Genomic DNA, 18,499 nt, shown 5'->3' with positions numbered 1-18,499 from the left:
TCCCTGACAAACGGGACGGCGCAACGCAGTAAGGATTGCTCATGGCCCGCCGCCGCCAGCTCTATGAAGGCAAAGCCAAGGTTCTTTTCGAAGGGCCCGAGCCCGGAACGCTCGTGCAGTATTTCAAGGATGACGCTACCGCCGGAAACGGCGCCAAAAGTGGCGTGATCACAGGGAAGGGTGTCCTGAACAACCGCATCAGCGAATACCTGATGATGAAGTTGCACGACATCAACATTCCAACGCACTTCATTCGCCGTCTCAACATGCGTGAGCAGCTGATCCGCGAAGTCGAGATCATTCCACTCGAAGTGGTGGTCCGCAATGTTGCGGCGGGCTCGATCGCCAAGCGCCTTGGCATCCCTGAAGGGACCCGTCTGCCGCGCACGATCATCGAATATTACTACAAGAACGATACTCTCGGGGACCCGATGGTCTCTGAAGAACATATTGCCGCGTTCGACTGGGCCTCACCACAGGACCTGGACGACATGAATACGCTGGCTCTCAGGACCAATGATTTCCTGATGGGCATCTTCATGGGCGTTGGCATCACCCTCATTGATTTCAAGCTGGAATTCGGCCGTCTCTGGGAAGGCGAGGAGATGCGGATTATCGTCGCTGACGAAATCTCTCCCGATAACTGCCGCCTGTGGGACAGCAAGACCAGCGAGAAAATGGACAAGGACCGGTTCCGCAGGGACATGGGCCGCGTCGAAGAAGCTTATCAGGAAGTTGCACGGCGTCTCGGGATCCTGCCCGAAGCCAGTAATGGAGACCTCAAGGGTCCGGAGGCAGTATAATGAAAATCCGCGTTTTCGTTTCTCTGAAAGATGGTGTTCTTGACCCGCAGGGCAAAGCCGTCGGCCATGCTCTTGAGTCTCTGGGTTTCAAAGGTGTTGGTGAAGTCCGCGTTAACCGCGTGATCGAACTGGACGTTGCAGCGCAGGACAATGCTGCAGCTCTTGCTGAGGGTGAGGCCATGGCCCGCGCTTTGCTGGCTAACGAGGTCATTGAAGACTTCAGCGTCGAGGTGGCGGCATGAAGCTCTTCTCCGCTGCTCTTCTGGCTGCCGGTCTCGTGACCGTAGCTGCGGCTCCTGCGCATGCACAGCGCGTTTCCAAGGTCTCCGGAAAAGCTCTGGGCAACATGTGCTCAGCCAGCAAGTCCACCGCTCTCTGTGACGCGTATCTCGCAGGCGTCATGGACAGCGAAGTCTGGTCCAAGAAATACGACAGCTACGCCGATGACGCTGGCGCGCCTGTCGCGTTTTGTGTTCCGGTCAGCGAAACGACAACGCAGGTCCGCGGCAAGCTGATTTCCTGGCTGCACGCTCATAACGATGCGTTGACGCAGTCGGGCGGCAAGGCCGTTTACCGTGCCCTGCATGATGCTTACCCCTGCCATACGGCTCCGGAGGCTCAGAAATGAAGGCAGGTATCGTCGTATTTCCTGGCACGAACCGGGAGCGCGACATGGTGCACGCCCTGAAGCTGGTTTCCGGCCAGACCCCGAAGATGATCTGGCACCGGGACACATCCCTTGGTGATCTGGATCTCGTGGTTCTACCAGGGGGTTTCAGCTTCGGGGATTATCTGCGCAGTGGTGCCATGGCTGCTCATTCTCCGATCATGCGCGAAGTCAAAGCTTTCGCTGAGAAGGGTGGCCATGTTCTCGGTGTCTGTAACGGCTTTCAGATCCTGACGGAAACGCATCTTCTGCCAGGCGCACTGCTTCGCAACGCTGGCCTGCGCTTTCTATCGCAGGACTGCCACCTGAAAGTTGAAAATGCCACGTCGGCGTTCACACAGGGATGGAAGAGCGGCGACATTTTCCGTGCGCCGCTTGCGCATGGTGATGGCAACTACACGGCCTCACCTGAAACGCTTGAGCGTCTCGAAGGAGAGGGCCGGGTTGCATTCCGCTATTGTGCCGCTGATGGACAGGTCTCAGAGGGCAATCGCCACTCCAATCCTAACGGCAGCGCGCGCTCGATCGCTGGTATCCTGAGCGAAAATGGCCGTGTGTGTGGCCTGATGCCGCACCCTGAAAACCTGACTGACCCGGAAATCGGCGCGACTGATGGCGTGCCGCTCTTCAAAGGCTTGGTGGAGGCTCTCGTCGGATGAGTGTTACAATCGACGCCAAACTGGCCCAGTCTTTCGGCCTGACACCTGCGGAATATGACAAGCTCCTGAGCATCATGGGCCGCATGCCCAGCTTTACGGAGCTTGGCATTTTCTCGGTCATGTGGTCCGAGCACTGTTCTTACAAATCCTCCCGCATCCATCTCAAGACGCTGCCAACCAAGGCTCCATGGGTCATTCATGGGCCGGGCGAAAACGCGGGTGTTGTTGATATCGGCGAAGGTCTGGCTGCCGTCTTCAAGATGGAAAGCCACAACCATCCGTCCTTCATCGAGCCTTATCAGGGCGCAGCGACAGGTGTGGGCGGTATCCTGCGTGACGTGTTCACCATGGGAGCCCGTCCGGTCGCCAACCTGAATGCCCTGCGCTTCGGTGATCCAAAGAATCCGGGAACGCGCCGTATCGTCGATGGTGTTGTTCGCGGCGTAGGTGGGTACGGCAACTGCGTCGGCGTTCCGACGGTCGGCGGGGAAGTCAACTTCCACAAGGCCTATGACGGCAATCCGCTCGTCAATGCGATGACGGTCGGTGTTGCCAAGCAGGACAAGATTTTCCTTTCTGCTGCTGCAGGCATTGGAAATCCGGTTGTTTATGTTGGCTCCAAAACCGGTCGAGACGGTATTCATGGCGCTACCATGTCCTCCGCCGAGTTCGACGATGAGGCCGCCTCCAAGCGTCCAACCGTTCAGGTGGGCGACCCGTTCATCGAGAAGCTGCTGATTGAGGCGTGCCTTGAACTGATGGCCACAGATGCGATCGTGGCCATTCAGGATATGGGTGCGGCTGGCCTGACGTCTTCTGCTGTTGAAATGGCAGGGAAGGGTGGCGTCGGAATTGAGCTTGACCTTGATTCCGTCCCGCAGCGCGAACCCGGCATGTCAGCGTATGAAATGATGCTGTCTGAAAGCCAGGAGCGTATGCTCATGGTTCTCAAGCCAGAGAGCACTGAGCAGGCCCGGGCCATCTTTGAAAAATGGGAACTGGATTTCGCGATCGTCGGGCAACTGACAGATAGTGGCCGCATCACAATCAAGCACAACGGACAGGTCGAAGCGGATATTCCGCTGGCACCGCTGGCGGATGAAGCTCCGATCTACAATCGCCCGACTGTTCCGCTGGAGGCCCCACGGCACATCCAGCCACCTGCAGACCCGGTAGGGATTGAGCATGCTCTGCTGACATTGATCGGCTGCCCGGATCTGGCGTCCCGCGCATGGATCTGGAACCAGTACGATGCATCCGTCGGCGGCAATACGGCGCGTCGCCCAGGTGCAGCAGATGCTGCCATTGTGCGCGTGGAAGGAACGCGTCTGGGCCTCGCCCTGACGACAGACTGCACCCCGCGTTACTGTCAGGCTGACCCGAAAACCGGAGCAGCACAGGCTGTTGCCGAAGCATGGCGCAACATTACGGCAACAGGTGCGAAGCCTTTGGCCGTGACGGACAACCTGAACTTCGGCAATCCGGAACGCCCGGAAATCATGGCTCAGTTTGCTCAAGCCATCAAAGGCATGGGTGAGGCGTGCCGTGCGCTGGATTTCCCGGTCGTGAGTGGCAATGTCTCATTGTATAACGAGACACGTTCACCATCAGGTCTGGCCCAGGCTATTCTCCCAACACCGGCGATCGGCGCTCTGGGTGTTCTCGCAGATGCTTCGCGGTCCATCGGACTATCCATGCCTGCAGACCATGATCTGGTTCTGATCGGCGAAATCCGTGGGGAACTTGGTCAGTCCCTGTGGCTCCGTGAGATTTGCCATCGCGAGGACGGTGCTCCACCTCATGTTGATCTTGTTGCAGAGCGCCGGAACGGTGACTTTGTGCGCGGACAGATTGAAGCCGGGTTGGTCGCAGCCTGCCACGATATTGCAGATGGCGGTCTTCTTGTGACACTGGCTGAGATGGTCATGGCTGGAGATGTTGGATGCGTGTTGAATGCACCCCCATCCAACATTCCACTGCATGCCTTCTGGTTCGGTGAAGATCAGGCGTGCTATGTTGTGGCGACCAAAAGCGCGCAGGCTCTTCTTGCCGCAGCCGAAAAAGCTCATGTCCCCGCCCGCAAGCTGGGTCATTCCGGCGGCAAGGAACTGAAGCTTGCGGATGGTATTGCACTAAAAGCCAGCAGATTGCGCGACATCAACGCAGCATTCTTCCCGAAATTCATGGGTGAGGACGCCTGACACATGCCGATGACAGCATCCGAAATCGAACGGACCATCCTCGCCGCCATTCCCGATGCCCAGATCACAATTCAGGATCTGGCAGGGGACGGGGATCACTACGCCTGCACCGTGGTCAGCACGGCATTCGAAGGGCTTTCTCGTGTACGCCAGCACAAACTGGTTTATGATGCGTTCGGAACCCGCATGGGTACTGAGCTGCATGCGATGGCTCTCAAAACCCTGACCCCTTGAACTCAGGGGGAATCATTCCCTTCTGAAGTGACTGCTGACAGCCAGGGAGGGCATTGCCTCTCCCTGATGCCGACAAAAGGAAAAACCAATGTCTGAGACCGTGTTCCAGCATATCCAGAACCTGATCGACGCAAACCCGGTCATGCTGTTCATGAAGGGTGACAAACTCTTCCCGCAGTGCGGCTTCTCTGCACGCGTTGTGCAGATCCTGAACCACCTTGGCGTGCCGTTCGAGACCTGCAACATTCTTGAAAGCGCTGAGCTTCGTCAGGGCATCAAGGATTTCTCACAGTGGCCGACCGTGCCGCAGCTCTACGTCAAAGGTGAGTTCGTTGGTGGCTGCGACATCGTGACGGACATGTACCAGAGCGGTGAACTTGAGACTCTGCTGACCGAAAAAGGAATCGCTACGGCGAATGCCTGATTTCGTTAATTCCGGCCGCTGAAACGGCCGGAATTCAACCTTTTTCAAGGCTTGCAGACGCCACAATTCAGCCATGATGTGTCCAAAAGTGGCAAGACCTTGATTTTTTCTAAAACTTTTCCCATCGGGGTTGTCGAACCCTCTGATTACGTCATACGGTAGTTCCATCAAAACAGGGATGGAAACACATCAATGGCGCGACAGTGGGCTGGCCGAATTGCTCTCGGCATTATGGGCGTTGGACTATGCATGGGAGCCGGAAAGGCTCATGCCCGTGCAGCCATCACTGATTACGAAGCCAGCAAGCTGACATTTGATGCGCTGACAGCAACCCCGGTTTACCACCGCCCGGTTGTTCACTTTGCTCGTCACTCCGCAAGCCACTCAATGGCATGGAGCGGACATCACGCTGTGATCCGTAACGTGGCTTACCGCCCGCATGCAGCTGCCGCAACAACAGCTCATCGTCACGTCCGCAGCCGTCGCACCTGATATTATGTAAGGCGTAGCGCATCCACGATGCGTCGCGCCTGCCCCTCGCGATTGACAACAATAACGTCGAAGCGCGTGTTCGGACGCGACCATTCAGGTTTGGTCGCAAGGACATACTCAAACGCTGCCATCAGGCGCTCCGCCTGACGAGGACGGAGAGCTTCCGCGCTATCCCTGAGTGTGGAACGGCTCTTCACCTCAACAGCGATAATCCAGTCTTCATCCGCGACCAGAAGATCAATTTCGCCATATGGTGTTCTGAGCCTTTGAGCCAGAATTTCCAGCCCTGCCTCCACCATATGGCGCTTAGCGATCTCTTCAGCGTTCAGGCCTCCGTAATAAGCCTGAACGCCTTTCGCGCGACGGTTAATCAGCGCTCTTCTTTCAGAAGACGGGCAGCATCAATCGCAAAATACGTCAGGATGCCATTACAGCCAGCACGCTTGAAAGCGATCAGGCTCTCCATGATGGTACGATCCCGCTCAAGCCAGCCATTCTGAATAGCGCCGGCTAGCATCGCATACTCACCAGAAACCTGATAGGCGAAGGTCGGCACCGAAAAACGGTCACGAATACGGCGGATGATATCCAGATACGGCATGCCGGGCTTGACCATGATCATGTCCGCACCTTCCCGGATGTCCTGCTCCACTTCCCGAAGAGCTTCATCCGAATTGGCCGGGTCCATCTGATAGGTTTTCTTGTCACCCGTCAGAAGGCCACCTGATCCCAACGCATCACGGAACGGGCCGTAGAAGGCGGAAGCGTATTTCGCGGTGTAAGCCATGATTCGGACAGTCTCGAAGCCGTTGGCATCGAGTGTTTCGCGGATTGCCTGCACACGACCATCCATCATGTCAGACGGCGCAATAATGTCGTTTCCAGCGCGAGCCTGATTGAGCGCCTGCTGACGAAGGATTTCAACAGATTCGTCATTGAGGATACGGCCATCCTTGATAACGCCGTCATGACCATGATCCGTGTAGGGATCGAGCGCCACGTCACCGATAACACCAAGCTCCGGAAAGGCTTCCTTGATGACGCGGGAGGCGCGACACATCAGATTGTCCGGGTTCAGGGCTTCAGTGCCGGTTGCATCACGCAGTTCGACTGGCGTGATGGGAAAGATGGCAACCGCCGGAATGCCAAGCTCAACAGCCGGACGGACATGCTCCACCAGATTGTCGAGGCTGACGCGCTCAACACCGGGCATGGAGGACACTTTCTGGCGCTGGTTTTCGCCTTCACAAACGAAAATCGGCCAGATCAGGTCATCGACGTGCAGTCGATTTTCCTGAACCAGCCGACGTGTAAAGGCATCGTGGCGATTACGCCGCGGGCGGAAGAGGGGGAATGATGCGTTCGTCATGCCCCCAATCATGCTCCTATATTTTCTATCTGGAAAGCAGGCTGTGACGTACTCCGTAACAGAAATAGATCGCCAGCCCGATCACGAGCCATACCACCAGCCGAACCCAGGTCAGCATATCCAGAGACACCATGACCGCACCGCAGGACAACACGCCCAGAACCGGAATAATCGGCCCACCGGGCACACGGAAAAGGCGTGGGGCCTGAGGCTCTTTTATTCTTAAGAGTGGAACGCCGACGCAGACAATGATGAACGCAAGCAGCGTTCCAATTGATGTCATGTTGCCCAACTCACCGATCGGCAGCACTGCAGTCAGAACGCTTGTCAGGGCAGCAAAGCACAGATGGGACGTCCAGGGCGTATGCGTGCGCGTGTTCAGCTTCGCGAAGACTTTCGGAAGCAGCCCATCATGCGACATGGCCAGAAATACACGCGCCTGACCCAGAAGAAGCCCAAACAGGACAGAAACGTATCCTACTGTAATCCCCAGTTTAACGAGACTGGCGAGCCAGGGGGCACCAGCAGCATCAATCGCTGTTGCAACCGGGCTTGGATCATTCGCCATGACTTTATAGTTCACAACGCCCGTCAGAACCGCAGAGAACACTGCATAAACAACACCACAGATCAGCAGGCTTCCGATAATGCCGACCGGAATATCCCGGGCCGGGTTTTTGCTGTCTTGCGCGGTTGTGGAGACGATATCGAATCCCAGATAGGCAAAGAATGCCATCCCGGCGGCCCGCATTACGCCAGAGAAGCCGAAATGCCCAAAGGTGCCGTCATTCGGCGGAATATACGGATGATAGTTTGCCAGCTTGATATGCGGGATGCAGAACACCAGCACCAGAGCGATCACTGCCAGCTTGATGACTACGATAACATTATTCACCGCAGCAGACTGGCTGACACCACGCATCAACAAAGCAGTCACGACCCAGATAGCCAGAACCGCCGGAAAATTGAACCAGGCACTGACAACTGACCCGTCCGCCAGTGTCACGGGTGTCATGGGTGTCGCCAGAAGCCGCGGATCAATCGTAATGCCCCAGCCTGAGAGCAGGGAGGATACATAGCCCGACCAGCTCGAGGCCACAGCGGCTGCACCTACTGTATATTCAAGCACAAGATCCCAGCCGATGATCCAGGCGATCAACTCACCCATGGACGCATAGGCATAGGAATACGCTGACCCGCCTGACGGGATCATCCCAGCCAGTTCGCCGTAACAGAGGCCGGCAAATCCACAGGCGAGGGCAGCAATAAGATAGGACAGCGTGACGGCAGGGCCTGCGTTCTGGCCTGCTGCAACGCCTGTCAGGGAGAACAGGCCGGCACCGATGGTCACACCTACACCGAGTGCAATCAGGTGCCAGGGGCCAAGAACACGTTTCAGGCCTGTATTGTCAGACGCAGCGGAAGACACAGGCTTGGTCCGCCAGAGCGGATTGGTCATGAAAGATCCTCGTTGGAAACACGGATTGTTTTTGCCGACGCGCGCATTCTGCGGTAGTGACGGGGCGAACTCACCCTGGAGAATGGACCACGATGTCGGAACACGCCAGCCAGTCCACGCTGAATCCTTTTTTCCACGCGCCTCTAAAAGAGGCTGATGCCGAAGTTGCCGCAATCCTGAATGACGAACTGACCCGTCAACAGGATGGTATCGAGCTGATCGCGTCCGAGAACATGGCATCTTTTGCCGTGATGGAAGCGCAGGGCTCTGTTCTGACCAACAAGTACGCTGAAGGCCTTCCGGGCAAGCGCTACTATGGTGGCTGCGTTGACGTGGACCGCGTTGAAACCCTCGCCATCGAGCGCCTTAAGAAGCTGTTCGGCGCAGAATTTGCAAACGTGCAGCCGCATTCCGGCGCCAATGCCAATCAGGCAGCCTTCATGGCAATGGCAAAGCCAGGCGACACCATTCTGGGTCTGAGCCTCGCGGCTGGCGGGCATCTAACCCACGGTGCAGCTCCGAACTACTCCGGCAAGTGGTTCAACGCCGTTCAGTATGGCGTGCGGGCGCAGGACGGCCTGATCGACTACGATCAGATGGAAGAGCTGGCCCGCGAACACAAGCCGAAGATCATCGTTGCAGGTAGCTCCGCCTATCCACGCGTGATCGACTTCCCGCGCTTCCGGAAGATTGCTGACGAGGTTGGCGCTTATCTGATGGTGGACATGGCTCATTTTGCCGGTCTGGTTGCCGCTGGCCTGTATCCGAGCCCGCTGCCGCATGCTGACATCGTGACGTCCACGACGCACAAGACGCTACGTGGCCCACGTGGCGGCATCATCCTGACGAACAGCGCCGAGCTGGCCAAGAAGATCAACTCTGCGGTCTTCCCAGGTCTACAGGGTGGCCCGCTGATGCACGTCATCGCTGGCAAGGCCGTTGCCTTCGGTGAGGCCCTGAAGGACGACTTCCGCGACTACCAGAAGCGCGTTGTAGCCAATGCGAAGGCACTGGCCGACGAACTTCAGCTACGTGGCTTCGATATCGTGACAGGCGGCACAGACAGCCATCTGGTGCTGGTTGATCTTCGCCCCAAGAAAGTGACGGGCAAGCTTGCAGAAGAAATTCTGGAACGCGCTGGCATCACGGCCAACAAGAACGCCATTCCGTTCGATCCGGAAAAGCCGTTCGTCACGTCAGGCATTCGTCTGGGCAGCCCGGCTGCAACGGCGCGTGGTTTCGGCGAAGAAGAATTCCGCACCATTGCCCGCATGATGGACGAAGTTTTGACGGCAGCTTTGGAAGAGGGCGACGTCAATGACACGACCAACCGTGTCCATGAAGAAGTGAAGGCACTCTGCCGTCGCTTCCCGATCTATGATCGCGCTTCTGCCTAAGAGTTAAGGTGAACTTGCGGTGCGTCTGGCCAGACGCACCGCAAGTTGCCCTTGTTTAGGGCGCAGATTAGGCACGATGAGCAGACAGTCATCGTAGGGTGTGCAGATTGCGTCATGACCGTCCCTAGCGATTACAGTTCCTGCTCTTGGGATGCAGGTATTGCCAACCCAAGGCTGAACAAAGCTGAACTCTCCACTTTTGGCTGTGACGTTATCCGTCACAACAGCAAGCCTTGCTGGCTGCGTTTTATCCTGTGCAATGCCCTGAATATGCACATTCAAAGCTTCAGCCAAAAATCGGCGGCTCACTTTCTCCATCACGTCCACGGTTTCCGGCTCCCAATGTAATCCCGCTTCCAGCAGGCAGGATCGTCCGGTGCCCCCAACGGCCATGAAGCGCGCATGCTCAATCAGGCGAGAGCCGCCGTGATGTCCAAGGTCAGTCAGCACCAGCGTCGGTGATCCGGCCTCTGAGGCTAATGCGCAGGCAAGATCACTGGACCGCCGCCTGGGGGGAACAATGAAAAGCGGGTGGGACGGCCAGAGTGTGGAGTGAAGATCCAGCAAGAGATCAGCACGCTCAATAAAAGGACGCAGCTCCCGGGCTCGCGCCAGTTCACAGGACTGCTCATCATTGTTCAGACGTGATGGATGCCAGAGTCTGTTGAGGTCTTCCTCTCTGTAGCGAGAAGCCATCGGGGCAGAACGATCAAAGCGGTCGAAAGCCTCCAGATTGGCAAGAATCAGCGTGACACGACCAACCTCCGGAACGGGAAGTGTCTTTCTGAGCCTATCCAGGGCATGGCCACCAGCATACTCGTTACCATGAACCATCCCGCTAATAACGACCTCCGGCCCACTTCGACCGGACTCGAAAATCATGACGCCCGAAATGCCAGATGCAGGATTTCTCCATGCTGAGAGATCAGGCGGATTCAGGCAGACGTTCAAAGGAAAAGCCGGACGGCCGCTTCCGGGCAGGTCTTCAGTCAGGCGCGGCTGACGAAGCCGTATCGGATGGTGCCTCTGTCCTGCCTTACAACTCATGCCGCCCCGCTTACTCTCCGTGCAAAATCCCGTATGACCGTTTCACAGCGCTCAAGCTGTTCCTTCGCAATAAACTCGTCCGGACGATGAGCCTGAGCAATATCTCCCGGACCACAGACAATACTCTCCATGGCACCACGCTGGTAGATCCCAGCCTCAGTTCCATAAGACACTTTTCCCGTCGTGTTGCTGCCGGTGATCTGGCACGTCAGTTCTGCCAGAGGATGGTCGGCGGCCAGGGCAAGTGGAGGCAAGTCCACCAAAAGAAGGTAGCTGATGCCGCCGCCGGGGTTATCTTCTCTCAGACTTTCATCCAGCGGAGAGAGGGCCTCACGTAACTTCTCAAACTCGACGCATCCCTCATCGCCGGGAACATTCCGCCATTCAACGTCAAATTCGGCCTGTTCCGGGATGATGTTGAGGATACTGCCACCGGATGCGAGCCCGACCTGCATGGTTGTATACGGCGGAACAAACCCATCAACCCGCCGACCTTCCACAGCAAGGCGGTCAGCCTCGTCGGCACAGATAGCGATAGCTCGCCCCATGGCATGCAAGGCATTCCTCCCACCCTGCGGCAGGGAGGAATGCCCCGGCTTTCCAGTTAGCCGCACGCGAACAGCGAAGCGCCCTTTATGAGCGATTACGGGCGTCATCATGGTCGGTTCGCCCACCATGCAGAGGGCAGGGAGCAGATGCGCCTGCTTTATGTCCTCGATCAGGTGTCGTGCCCCATCACAGGTAATTTCTTCGTCGCAGGTAAAAAGCAGATGGATGGGCTTAGGGAGATCCATAGCCTTGAAATCGGGCACTGCGGCCAACATGCAGGCGACGTAGCCCTTCATGTCTGCTGCGCCACGCCCATAGAGGCGGCCGTTCTCTTCCCTGAGAACAAAAGGATCAGACGACCAGTCCTGACCGTCAACCGGAACACAATCCACATGCCCGGCGAATGCCATTCCCCCAGCTTTTTCTGGACCGATAACGGCATGCAGGTTCCACTTCCCGCCATCTCCACCCGGATACCGGGTAAAAGCGACATCATGGGCAGCCAGATAACCTTCGATCCATTCGATAATCGAAAGATTTGAATGGCGGCTGGTCGTATCAAACGAGACCAATGCCGCAAGAATCGTCTCTACCCGGGGAGGAATGGTGCGTGGATCGGTCATGGATTGTAGTGTAAGCACGTTCCTGGCCAGTCGCCATAGAGCTTGTAACGGCTTTATGATGCTGATGCTCAAGGCAGGAAACATGTTGTAAAGAAGCAGGCGTGACGGCAGCTGATTTTAAACTGAAACCGATTTTTCTCCGTACGAAACACGCCTTGAAGGACATGCCGTGAGCCACCCTGATCTTTCTGTAGCTCACAGGATCTGGCAAAAACTGCCTCAGGAACCGAGACGACGGTTTTTTGCATGGGCAACAGCCCTCGTCGCGCCCAGCATCAGCAAGACTTATCCATCCCGTGCTTCCGGCATTATTGTGGCTGGAGAACTGAGCCGCAGTTCAGGACTGGGCGAAGGGGCCCGTCTGATGGTGCAGGCTTTGCGCAAGCTGAACATTCCCTGTGCGACCTGGGATATAGACACCCGGCGACTTGAAGGGGATGCAGTCGGGGCAGGCGCACCTCTTGTCATTCACGTCAATGCGCCAATGCTCCCCTCTGTCCTTCTCAGAATGCCGCGCTCTCTTCGGAACGGCCGGAAAGTGATCGGCTATTGGGCATGGGAATTGCCCATCATTCCAAAAACATGGACATACGCTCGGCGATATGTCCATGAAATCTGGGTGCCGTCCCGCTTTACCGCTGATGCGATCGCGCCCCTCAATGTCCCGGTTCGCGTGGTGGAACACCCTGTTGGCCTTGCGGGTCAAAAACCCTCTCAGAAAGACCGGGCGGCATTCAACCTGCCAGATGATGCCCTCATTGTTCTTGTTTCGTTTAATCTTGCGTCCAGCATGGTTCGGAAGAATCCCATCGATACCATTCGGGCCTTTCGTGAGGCGTTTGGCATCCGTCCTGACCGGATTTTACTGCTGAAGATTGGCCATACAGAGAACTACCCAGATGATATGGCCGCCATTCAGGCCGCGATCGGCGGGGCTCCTAATATTCGCCTCGATACTGCGCATTACAGCAGCGAAGACACGCTGGCACTTATGGCTTGTGCTGATATCATTCTTTCCCTTCACAAGAGCGAAGGGTTCGGACTGGTCGTGGCAGAAGCCATGGCGCTGGGGCGCTGCATTGTAGCCACGGACTGGTCTGCATCGGCGGAGTTCATGGATACTTCATGCGGACTTCCTGTCGCCTACAGTCTGTCTCCCGCCCGTGACCCACGGGGTGTTCTCGACATGCCGCAAACCAGCTGGGCCAACCCTGACGTTCAATCCGCAGCACAGGCATTAAGAGAAGCCGCAGATAATCCTGCCCTTCGGGAACGCCTGGGGAATGCCGCCATGAAGCGTGTGGAGGATCGACTGAACGGCCAGAGCCTTCTGCAAGCGGTACAGGCGTCAGGAGTTCAGGGGTGACCGCCAGGAAAGTTTTTGTCTGGCAGTGGGGGAAACGGGGCGCGGGGCCGCGAATCGCGGTGGACCTTGCCAATGGGCTTGCTGCACTTCCCCGAACCAGTGTTCAGCTCTCGCTTTCAGACCAAGCGGAAATCCTTCATAGCCATCACGCTCCTGCGAATGTCCTGACATTCAGGACGTATCGCTCTGCGTTCGGGTTGTTCTGCAAATTCCTGCAGGCACCGGTGATTATCACACGTCTTTTCATGGCCATTCTGAGCAACAGGCCCGATATCGCCATCTGTGCAATGCCAGGGCCGCTTGATGTTCTCATGGCGCATGCTCTGCGGCGGGCCGGGGTGCCGGTCATCACGATCATTCACGATGCCCGTGCCCATCCGGGAGACGGCTACCCGTTACAGATGTTTCTTCAACGCATTCTGATCAGACAGTCATCCAGTCTGGTCACCTTTAGCCAGCACGTCGCCCAAACATTGTCGGGCGACGCATCGTGTCAGGGAAAAAGGATCCTTTCACTTTCCCATCCACCATTTATCGGGACGAACGCCGCTCCGCCGTTTAGCCATCAAGGGAAGCCCAAGCTGCTGATGTTTGGACGCCTTCTGCCTTACAAGGGACTGGACCTATTGGCTGCGGCACTTCCGCAGGTTGATATTCCTATCGAATGTCGCGTTATCGGGCAGGGGCCTGATAGCCCTGAACTTGCTGAACTTCAGAAGATCAACGGAGTGCACGTTGAAAATCGGTGGGTTCCAGAAAATGAGCTGTCACAACTGATGGGCTGGGCGGACGTATTGCTGCTTCCCTATCGGGAAGCCTCTCAAAGTGGCGTTGGCGCAATGGCCGCAGCAGGAGGGCGTTATATCGTTGCGACAAATGTGGGGGGGCTCACGGAGCAGTTTGCTGACAATTCACAGGCAGTACTCTGTGAACCGGAGCCGGAGGCAATCGCTCAGGCAATCACCGTCCTTTTGAAAAATCCACCACCAATTCCTCCAATTCCTGACAGCACAATTGCGTGGCAGGAACTGGGAAGAAATATTCTGGATCGCTACCTCCCTTAGGTGTCGAGTGCGTCTTCTGTCGCGATACGAATGCGATAGCCAATGTGCTTTTCAATATCGCGCAGAAACAGACGCTCATCACTGTTGATAAGAGAGAACGCAGCGCCCTTCTTACCGGCACGGGCCGTCCGGCCAATGCGGTGAACATACGATTCAGGCGTTTCCGGCATGTCCATGTTGATGACAAGATCAACATCGGAAATATCCAACCCACGTGAGGCGATATCCGTGGTCACCAACACAGGCACGCGGCCCTGCCGGAACAGATCCAAAGCCTTGTTTCGTGCGCCTTGTGTCCGATCACCGTGCAGGGTTTCCGCCCTGATGTCATGACGGCGAAGCACCTTGGCCATCAGATCGACATTCACTTTTGTGCGGGCAAAGACCATGCTGCGGCCCGGAAACCTCTCCAGAATACGTGCGACAGTTTCAGGCTTGTCGTCTTTTTCCACAAACATCGCGCGCTGGCGTATTTTCTTTGGCGTGAAGGTTTCAGCAGCAACATCCACGCGAACCGGATCACGCGTTACACGCTTGGCCAGAGCCATGACCGGCTCCGGCAACGTAGCAGAGCAAAAGACGGTTTGCGGCGGTACATCGGGAAAATACGGTGTCAGCGCCGTCATGCTTTCGGAGAAGTCTTCATCCAGGAGGCGATCGGCCTCATCCAGCACGAGGTAGGTCAAATACTCCAGAACCAGTTCACCCTGCATCACCAGGTCCAGCAGTCGTCCATGCGTGGCTACAATAATGTCGACGCCATCGCGGATCGTGCGCAGTTGCTGATCACGGGGTGTTCCGCCACAGATCACACGCGTTTTCAAAGACAGGCGACGCCCTAATTGACGGCAGACTGCCGCAGTCTGCGCGGCCAGCTCCCGTGTGGGTTCAAGAATTAAAGCGCGCGGGCCCGGCGCAGCTTCCCCTTCACTCAGCTTCTGCAGCATGGGGAGCACGAAAGCAGCAGTTTTGCCACTTCCTGTCTGGGATGCGACAAGCACATCGCGCCCGGCCAGAAGCGGCGGGATGGCCTGAGACTGGATCGCGCTCGGGCGTTTGTGCCCAACCTGCTCCAGCGTGGCCAGAAGAGGGGGGATCAGTCCAAACTCGGCAAAACCGTCAGAATTGGAAATGGAAGGTGTTTCAGGCATCGTCATATCCGCTTCTTGCCAAATTTCTTCCGTTTCGGGAAATAGCGTCTTTTTTTGGAGTCCAACCATGAAGGCCACGATCATCGCCGAAGACTTCGCCGGGATGCGTGCGCAAGGTGCCGGTCTCGCGGAGAAAGCAGGAATGGACTGGGACTTTCAACCCGTTCTGATCCGCAAACCCTGGAACCATGTTCCGGCCCGATACTGGCCGTCTCCTTTAAAGCGCATTGCCCCCATCACCATAGCGCCTGACACAAAACTGATCATCAGTATTGGTGGGACGGGAGGTATTGCAGGGGCAGCAGTTGCCAAACGGGAAGGGTTGCCCGTGGTGCAGATTCAAAATCCCCGAACTGACCTCACAAAATTTAATCTTATTGTTGCCAACAGCCATGACGGCATTAATGGCCCGAATGTTTTGATCTCTCGCAATGCATTGCACCCCGTCACGCCCCAGAAGCTGGATTATGCCCGTGCCTTATGGGCTGATCGTCTGAAACATGACGAGCGGCCTTTGCTTGCCATTCTGGTTGGCGGCACAAACGGGCGCTTTTCTCTTGGGGTGGCGGAAGCAGTCAAAATGGCAGAAGGACTGATCGCTTTCGTGAACCGGAATGAAATGCAGGCTGTCCTGACCCCCTCACGCCGGACGGACCCAGCCGCTCTTGCCGTGCTGAAGGAAAAGCTTGTTCCAGCCGGTATCCGCATTCTTGAGGGGCAGGGAGATAACAATCCTTATTTCGGGATGCTTGCCTGCGCAGATATGATTGCCGTGACTACAGACAGTGTTTCCATGATTTCTGAAGCTGCCGCTACGACTGCACCGGTGATGGTTCTTCCGCTTCCGGGCAAGTCAGCACGCATTGGCCGGTTTGTGCAAACCCTTGAGGAAGCAGGGCGCGTCCGCATATTCAACCCGACCTTGACATCATGGTCTGTCCAGCCGCTTGACGACACCCCCACTGTGGCGAGAGAAATGCGCCGACGACTGAAGCTCTGAAAGGGCCCTCTATGCTCGATATCCGCACTTTCGGTCCACAGGGTGGAAACGTGCTCTACAAGGCGCTGGCCCACCCGCTAGCAGCCGAGGCGCTGACGCGCATGGAGAAGGCCTTCGCCGGGCAGACAATCGTCATTTACGACCCCGAGGACACCGTCCGAACGCTGGTTGCCCTTTATCCGGGACTAAAACCTTCTGTCGTGCTGGTTCATGATACCGAGCAGGTTGGCCAACCCGACGGCTTTGGTGGGGCGAAGCAAGCCCTTTTGGAACTGCCCGACACTGATGCAGATATCATTCTGGCGCTCTCGTTCGATAACGCGAAAATGCGCGGTCGTCTGGGCAAGCTCCTGAACGGGCGCACATTGCACACTCTCGCCCCGGCACGCCTACCCGATGATATGATCGTCCGTGGTCGCCCCTATCTCGACAAACTCAATTTCGCGACAAATTTTGCTTTTTTTCGGGATGACGATCAGTTTTCCACGCGGATCGTGACGGCCAACTACTGGTCCAATTATGGCTCGCAGGATCTGCGTTACTGGCTACGTCTTTATGACCAGTCCGGGCAGGTCATCGCCCAGTGGGAGCAACCTGTTACCCAGTCTGGCGCAGGCATCACGATTGATAGCGCCCAAATACGTGAACGTTTCAACCTGCCACCGTTTATGGGGCAGCTTTTCATTCATGTGATCGGCGCACGCGGGCATGACGTCGTCAAGTACGCGCTGGATGTCTGGGGCAGAAACGGTGACCCAAGCCTGTCCGTCACGCATGACGCCAATGCCTGGCCATCTGTCCGTTATGCCACGCTACCGGCTCCGGAAGCAGATGAGACCCTTACCGTCTGGGTCCAGAACAGCCATGCCACCACGATCCCGGCGGGAGGCATTACCTTTAACCCCATGGGCGTGGAAGAACATCGTGGCGTAGATCAGGCGATCGGCCCGTTTGAGACGGTCGCAGTCGATGTTGGAAAAATCTTTCCCGAACTCGCATGGCCTGCCCAGCTCGAAATGCGCTCAGGACGTCATCTGGTTCGGCCGCGCTATGAAATAACTCAGCGTGGACGCACACGCATTGCACACCTGAATGTCGAGCGGGACAATATTCGCCCAGACCCAGCCATCAGAAATTTCGCACCATCGCTAGGCCGAGGCTTTCTGCTGCCTTTTCCCATTCTGGACCCTGCAAAATTTGAAAGCTTTATCCAACCAAACCCCATGTCCGAAGCATTGGAAACGCTTCCTGTGCGGCTGGATATTTTCGATGATGCCGGCCAGCCGGTAGGCTCCCACTTCCTTGGCAATCTTCCGCGCAGCCACTCAACAGCCATCGCCTTGCATGACCTGACAGACCGGCCAGGGCATGCAGATCTGGTATATGACTTCCGAGACGGAGGAGAAGCTGACGGCTGGCTTCATGCGCTCATGCGCTATCGCAACCGTGAAACCGATCATGCGGCAGAAACCAGCTTTGGAGCCCACATCTTTAACACGCTCATGACATGGCGTTCCGAACCGCAATCCTACTCCGGTCCACCGCCGGGCCTGACGACGCGCCTCTTCCTGAAGCTTGGGCATGATCATCTGCGTAGTTTTTGTTGCCTGATCCATCCAGCGTCTATTGAGGGAACAGATCCATCCGAGACGGTTCTACTCCTCCACGCAGTTGATGGTACTCTCGTGGCTGAAACAGCCATCCACATCCAGCCATCGGGTTCATACATAGTTCGTCCGCATGAGATGTTCGAGAATGCTCTTCTGGAACGCGCAGGTGTCGGTGGTTATATCCTGATCCGCGACCTGACATGCCGACTGTTCGGGTATCACGGATTGGAAAATGGGGAAGGCGGCTTCTCCCTCGATCATATGTTTGGTTTCTGACAGCTCCACTTACACTTATGCTGAAGAGCGGATTGTTATTCTGTTCTTCAGCATAGAACATTGCTTTTGCGGCAATCGGCCAGATGATGACATGCGCATCGTTTATAC

19 protein-coding genes are annotated in these 18,499 nt (G+C 56.6%); 13 read left to right on the top strand and 6 right to left on the bottom strand.

The annotated features are described in order from the left end of the window. Positions 1-41: 41 nt before the first annotated feature. The 8 genes from purC to JN414_RS08605 all read left to right on the top strand — a co-directional run bounded on the left by purC (position 42) and on the right by JN414_RS08605 (position 5,480). Positions 42-803 carry a phosphoribosylaminoimidazolesuccinocarboxamide synthase gene (gene purC / locus JN414_RS08640; RefSeq protein ID WP_046901644.1) on the top strand — a complete coding sequence of 254 codons (762 nt, stop codon included), beginning with the start codon at positions 42-44 and terminating at the stop codon, positions 801-803. Next, positions 803-1,045: a phosphoribosylformylglycinamidine synthase subunit PurS gene (purS, locus tag JN414_RS08635; RefSeq protein WP_046901643.1), complete on the top strand. Its 243-nt coding sequence runs from the start codon at positions 803-805 to the stop codon at positions 1,043-1,045. Before purC ends, purS begins: the two co-directional genes overlap by 1 nt. After that, a complete protein-coding gene (locus JN414_RS08630) occupies positions 1,042-1,431 on the top strand; it encodes a Rap1a/Tai family immunity protein (protein WP_064272889.1) in 390 nt (129 codons plus the stop codon). Before purS ends, JN414_RS08630 begins: the two co-directional genes overlap by 4 nt. Next, the gene (gene purQ, locus JN414_RS08625) at positions 1,428-2,129 is read left to right on the top strand and encodes a phosphoribosylformylglycinamidine synthase subunit PurQ (RefSeq protein WP_064272888.1); all 702 of its coding nucleotides are present in this window, start codon (positions 1,428-1,430) and stop codon (positions 2,127-2,129) included. The genes JN414_RS08630 and purQ overlap by 4 nt, the downstream gene beginning before the upstream one ends. After that, positions 2,126-4,330 (top strand): phosphoribosylformylglycinamidine synthase subunit PurL, encoded by a 2,205-nt coding sequence (gene purL, locus JN414_RS08620; protein ID WP_202207530.1) that lies wholly within the window; start codon positions 2,126-2,128, stop codon positions 4,328-4,330. Before purQ ends, purL begins: the two co-directional genes overlap by 4 nt. Positions 4,331-4,333: 3 nt before the next feature. After that, positions 4,334-4,564 (top strand): BolA family protein, encoded by a 231-nt coding sequence (locus tag JN414_RS08615; protein ID WP_046901639.1) that lies wholly within the window; start codon positions 4,334-4,336, stop codon positions 4,562-4,564. 88 nt (positions 4,565-4,652) lie between these two features. Next, positions 4,653-4,988: a Grx4 family monothiol glutaredoxin gene (grxD, locus tag JN414_RS08610; protein ID WP_046901638.1), complete on the top strand. Its 336-nt coding sequence runs from the start codon at positions 4,653-4,655 to the stop codon at positions 4,986-4,988. A gap of 192 nt (positions 4,989-5,180) precedes the next feature. After that, positions 5,181-5,480, top strand: coding sequence for a hypothetical protein (locus JN414_RS08605; protein ID WP_046901637.1), 300 nt, complete (start codon positions 5,181-5,183; stop codon positions 5,478-5,480). A gap of 2 nt (positions 5,481-5,482) precedes the next feature. On the opposite strand, the gene JN414_RS08600 is transcribed toward JN414_RS08605, so the two are convergent. Genes JN414_RS08600 through JN414_RS08590 form a run of 3 tightly spaced genes read right to left on the bottom strand, consistent with a single transcriptional unit; the run spans position 5,483 to position 8,308 of the window. Beyond that, positions 5,483-5,794: a YraN family protein gene (locus JN414_RS08600; RefSeq protein ID WP_255494186.1), complete on the bottom strand. Its 312-nt coding sequence runs from the start codon at positions 5,792-5,794 to the stop codon at positions 5,483-5,485. A gap of 56 nt (positions 5,795-5,850) precedes the next feature. Next, a complete protein-coding gene (gene hemB / locus JN414_RS08595; RefSeq protein WP_167626891.1) occupies positions 5,851-6,849 on the bottom strand; it encodes a porphobilinogen synthase in 999 nt (332 codons plus the stop codon). Positions 6,850-6,874: 25 nt separating this feature from the next. Beyond that, complete coding sequence (locus JN414_RS08590) at positions 6,875-8,308, bottom strand: APC family permease (protein ID WP_202207529.1); 1,434 nt, start codon at positions 8,306-8,308, stop codon at positions 6,875-6,877. Positions 8,309-8,400: 92 nt separating this feature from the next. Here JN414_RS08590 and glyA point away from each other — a divergent pair, with 92 nt between their 5' ends. Continuing rightward, complete coding sequence (gene glyA, locus JN414_RS08585; protein ID WP_202207528.1) at positions 8,401-9,705, top strand: serine hydroxymethyltransferase; 1,305 nt, start codon at positions 8,401-8,403, stop codon at positions 9,703-9,705. Positions 9,706-9,708: 3 nt separating this feature from the next. On the opposite strand, the gene JN414_RS08580 is transcribed toward glyA, so the two are convergent. Together JN414_RS08580 and argE are read right to left on the bottom strand one after the other, a co-directional pair. Then, positions 9,709-10,752: a succinylglutamate desuccinylase/aspartoacylase family protein gene (locus tag JN414_RS08580; RefSeq protein WP_202207527.1), complete on the bottom strand. Its 1,044-nt coding sequence runs from the start codon at positions 10,750-10,752 to the stop codon at positions 9,709-9,711. Next, positions 10,749-11,924 (bottom strand): acetylornithine deacetylase, encoded by a 1,176-nt coding sequence (gene argE / locus JN414_RS08575; protein WP_202207613.1) that lies wholly within the window; start codon positions 11,922-11,924, stop codon positions 10,749-10,751. The genes JN414_RS08580 and argE overlap by 4 nt, the downstream gene beginning before the upstream one ends. A gap of 169 nt (positions 11,925-12,093) precedes the next feature. Between argE and JN414_RS08570 the strand changes: the two genes are divergently transcribed. Together JN414_RS08570 and JN414_RS08565 are read left to right on the top strand one after the other, a co-directional pair. Beyond that, positions 12,094-13,290 carry a glycosyltransferase family 4 protein gene (locus JN414_RS08570; RefSeq protein ID WP_202207526.1) on the top strand — a complete coding sequence of 399 codons (1,197 nt, stop codon included), beginning with the start codon at positions 12,094-12,096 and terminating at the stop codon, positions 13,288-13,290. After that, positions 13,287-14,354: a glycosyltransferase family 4 protein gene (locus tag JN414_RS08565; protein ID WP_202207525.1), complete on the top strand. Its 1,068-nt coding sequence runs from the start codon at positions 13,287-13,289 to the stop codon at positions 14,352-14,354. The genes JN414_RS08570 and JN414_RS08565 overlap by 4 nt, the downstream gene beginning before the upstream one ends. Here the strand turns inward: JN414_RS08565 and JN414_RS08560 are convergent. Further along, the gene (locus JN414_RS08560; RefSeq protein WP_202207524.1) at positions 14,351-15,589 is read right to left on the bottom strand and encodes a DEAD/DEAH box helicase; all 1,239 of its coding nucleotides are present in this window, start codon (positions 15,587-15,589) and stop codon (positions 14,351-14,353) included. The two genes, JN414_RS08565 and JN414_RS08560, sit on opposite strands and share 4 nt — an antisense overlap. Between JN414_RS08560 and JN414_RS08555 the strand changes: the two genes are divergently transcribed. Together JN414_RS08555 and JN414_RS08550 are read left to right on the top strand one after the other, a co-directional pair. After that, a complete protein-coding gene (locus tag JN414_RS08555; protein WP_202207523.1) occupies positions 15,573-16,505 on the top strand; it encodes a mitochondrial fission ELM1 family protein in 933 nt (310 codons plus the stop codon). The genes JN414_RS08560 and JN414_RS08555 overlap by 17 nt on opposite strands. 11 nt (positions 16,506-16,516) lie before the next feature. Then, entirely contained in the window at positions 16,517-18,391 is a 1,875-nt protein-coding gene (locus JN414_RS08550; RefSeq protein WP_202207522.1) for a hypothetical protein, read from the top strand. Positions 18,392-18,499 lie beyond the last annotated feature (108 nt).

Source organism: Gluconobacter sp. Gdi, assembly GCF_014132155.1.
Classification (GTDB): Bacteria; Pseudomonadota; Alphaproteobacteria; order Acetobacterales; family Acetobacteraceae; genus Gluconobacter.
Note: the sequence above shows the minus strand (reverse complement) of the source record. Positions and strands in the feature narration are given on the sequence as shown.

What these genes read in the sequence shown, in the direction of transcription:
- argE (WP_202207613.1), bottom strand. Translation starts at nt 11,924, where the DNA reads ATGACCGATCCACGCACCATTCCTCCCCGGGTAGAGACGATTCTTGCG.
- JN414_RS08615 (WP_046901639.1), top strand. Translation starts at nt 4,334, where the DNA reads ATGCCGATGACAGCATCCGAAATCGAACGGACCATCCTCGCCGCCATT.
- glyA (WP_202207528.1), top strand. Translation starts at nt 8,401, where the DNA reads ATGTCGGAACACGCCAGCCAGTCCACGCTGAATCCTTTTTTCCACGCG.
- JN414_RS08605 (WP_046901637.1), top strand. Translation starts at nt 5,181, where the DNA reads ATGGCGCGACAGTGGGCTGGCCGAATTGCTCTCGGCATTATGGGCGTT.
- JN414_RS08550 (WP_202207522.1), top strand. Translation starts at nt 16,517, where the DNA reads ATGCTCGATATCCGCACTTTCGGTCCACAGGGTGGAAACGTGCTCTAC.
- JN414_RS08580 (WP_202207527.1), bottom strand. Translation starts at nt 10,752, where the DNA reads ATGAGTTGTAAGGCAGGACAGAGGCACCATCCGATACGGCTTCGTCAG.
- purS (WP_046901643.1), top strand. Translation starts at nt 803, where the DNA reads ATGAAAATCCGCGTTTTCGTTTCTCTGAAAGATGGTGTTCTTGACCCG.
- grxD (WP_046901638.1), top strand. Translation starts at nt 4,653, where the DNA reads ATGTCTGAGACCGTGTTCCAGCATATCCAGAACCTGATCGACGCAAAC.
- purC (WP_046901644.1), top strand. Translation starts at nt 42, where the DNA reads ATGGCCCGCCGCCGCCAGCTCTATGAAGGCAAAGCCAAGGTTCTTTTC.
- JN414_RS08560 (WP_202207524.1), bottom strand. Translation starts at nt 15,589, where the DNA reads ATGATCGTGGCCTTCATGGTTGGACTCCAAAAAAAGACGCTATTTCCC.
- JN414_RS08590 (WP_202207529.1), bottom strand. Translation starts at nt 8,308, where the DNA reads ATGACCAATCCGCTCTGGCGGACCAAGCCTGTGTCTTCCGCTGCGTCT.
- purL (WP_202207530.1), top strand. Translation starts at nt 2,126, where the DNA reads ATGAGTGTTACAATCGACGCCAAACTGGCCCAGTCTTTCGGCCTGACA.
- JN414_RS08555 (WP_202207523.1), top strand. Translation starts at nt 15,573, where the DNA reads ATGAAGGCCACGATCATCGCCGAAGACTTCGCCGGGATGCGTGCGCAA.
- hemB (WP_167626891.1), bottom strand. Translation starts at nt 6,849, where the DNA reads ATGACGAACGCATCATTCCCCCTCTTCCGCCCGCGGCGTAATCGCCAC.
- purQ (WP_064272888.1), top strand. Translation starts at nt 1,428, where the DNA reads ATGAAGGCAGGTATCGTCGTATTTCCTGGCACGAACCGGGAGCGCGAC.
- JN414_RS08630 (WP_064272889.1), top strand. Translation starts at nt 1,042, where the DNA reads ATGAAGCTCTTCTCCGCTGCTCTTCTGGCTGCCGGTCTCGTGACCGTA.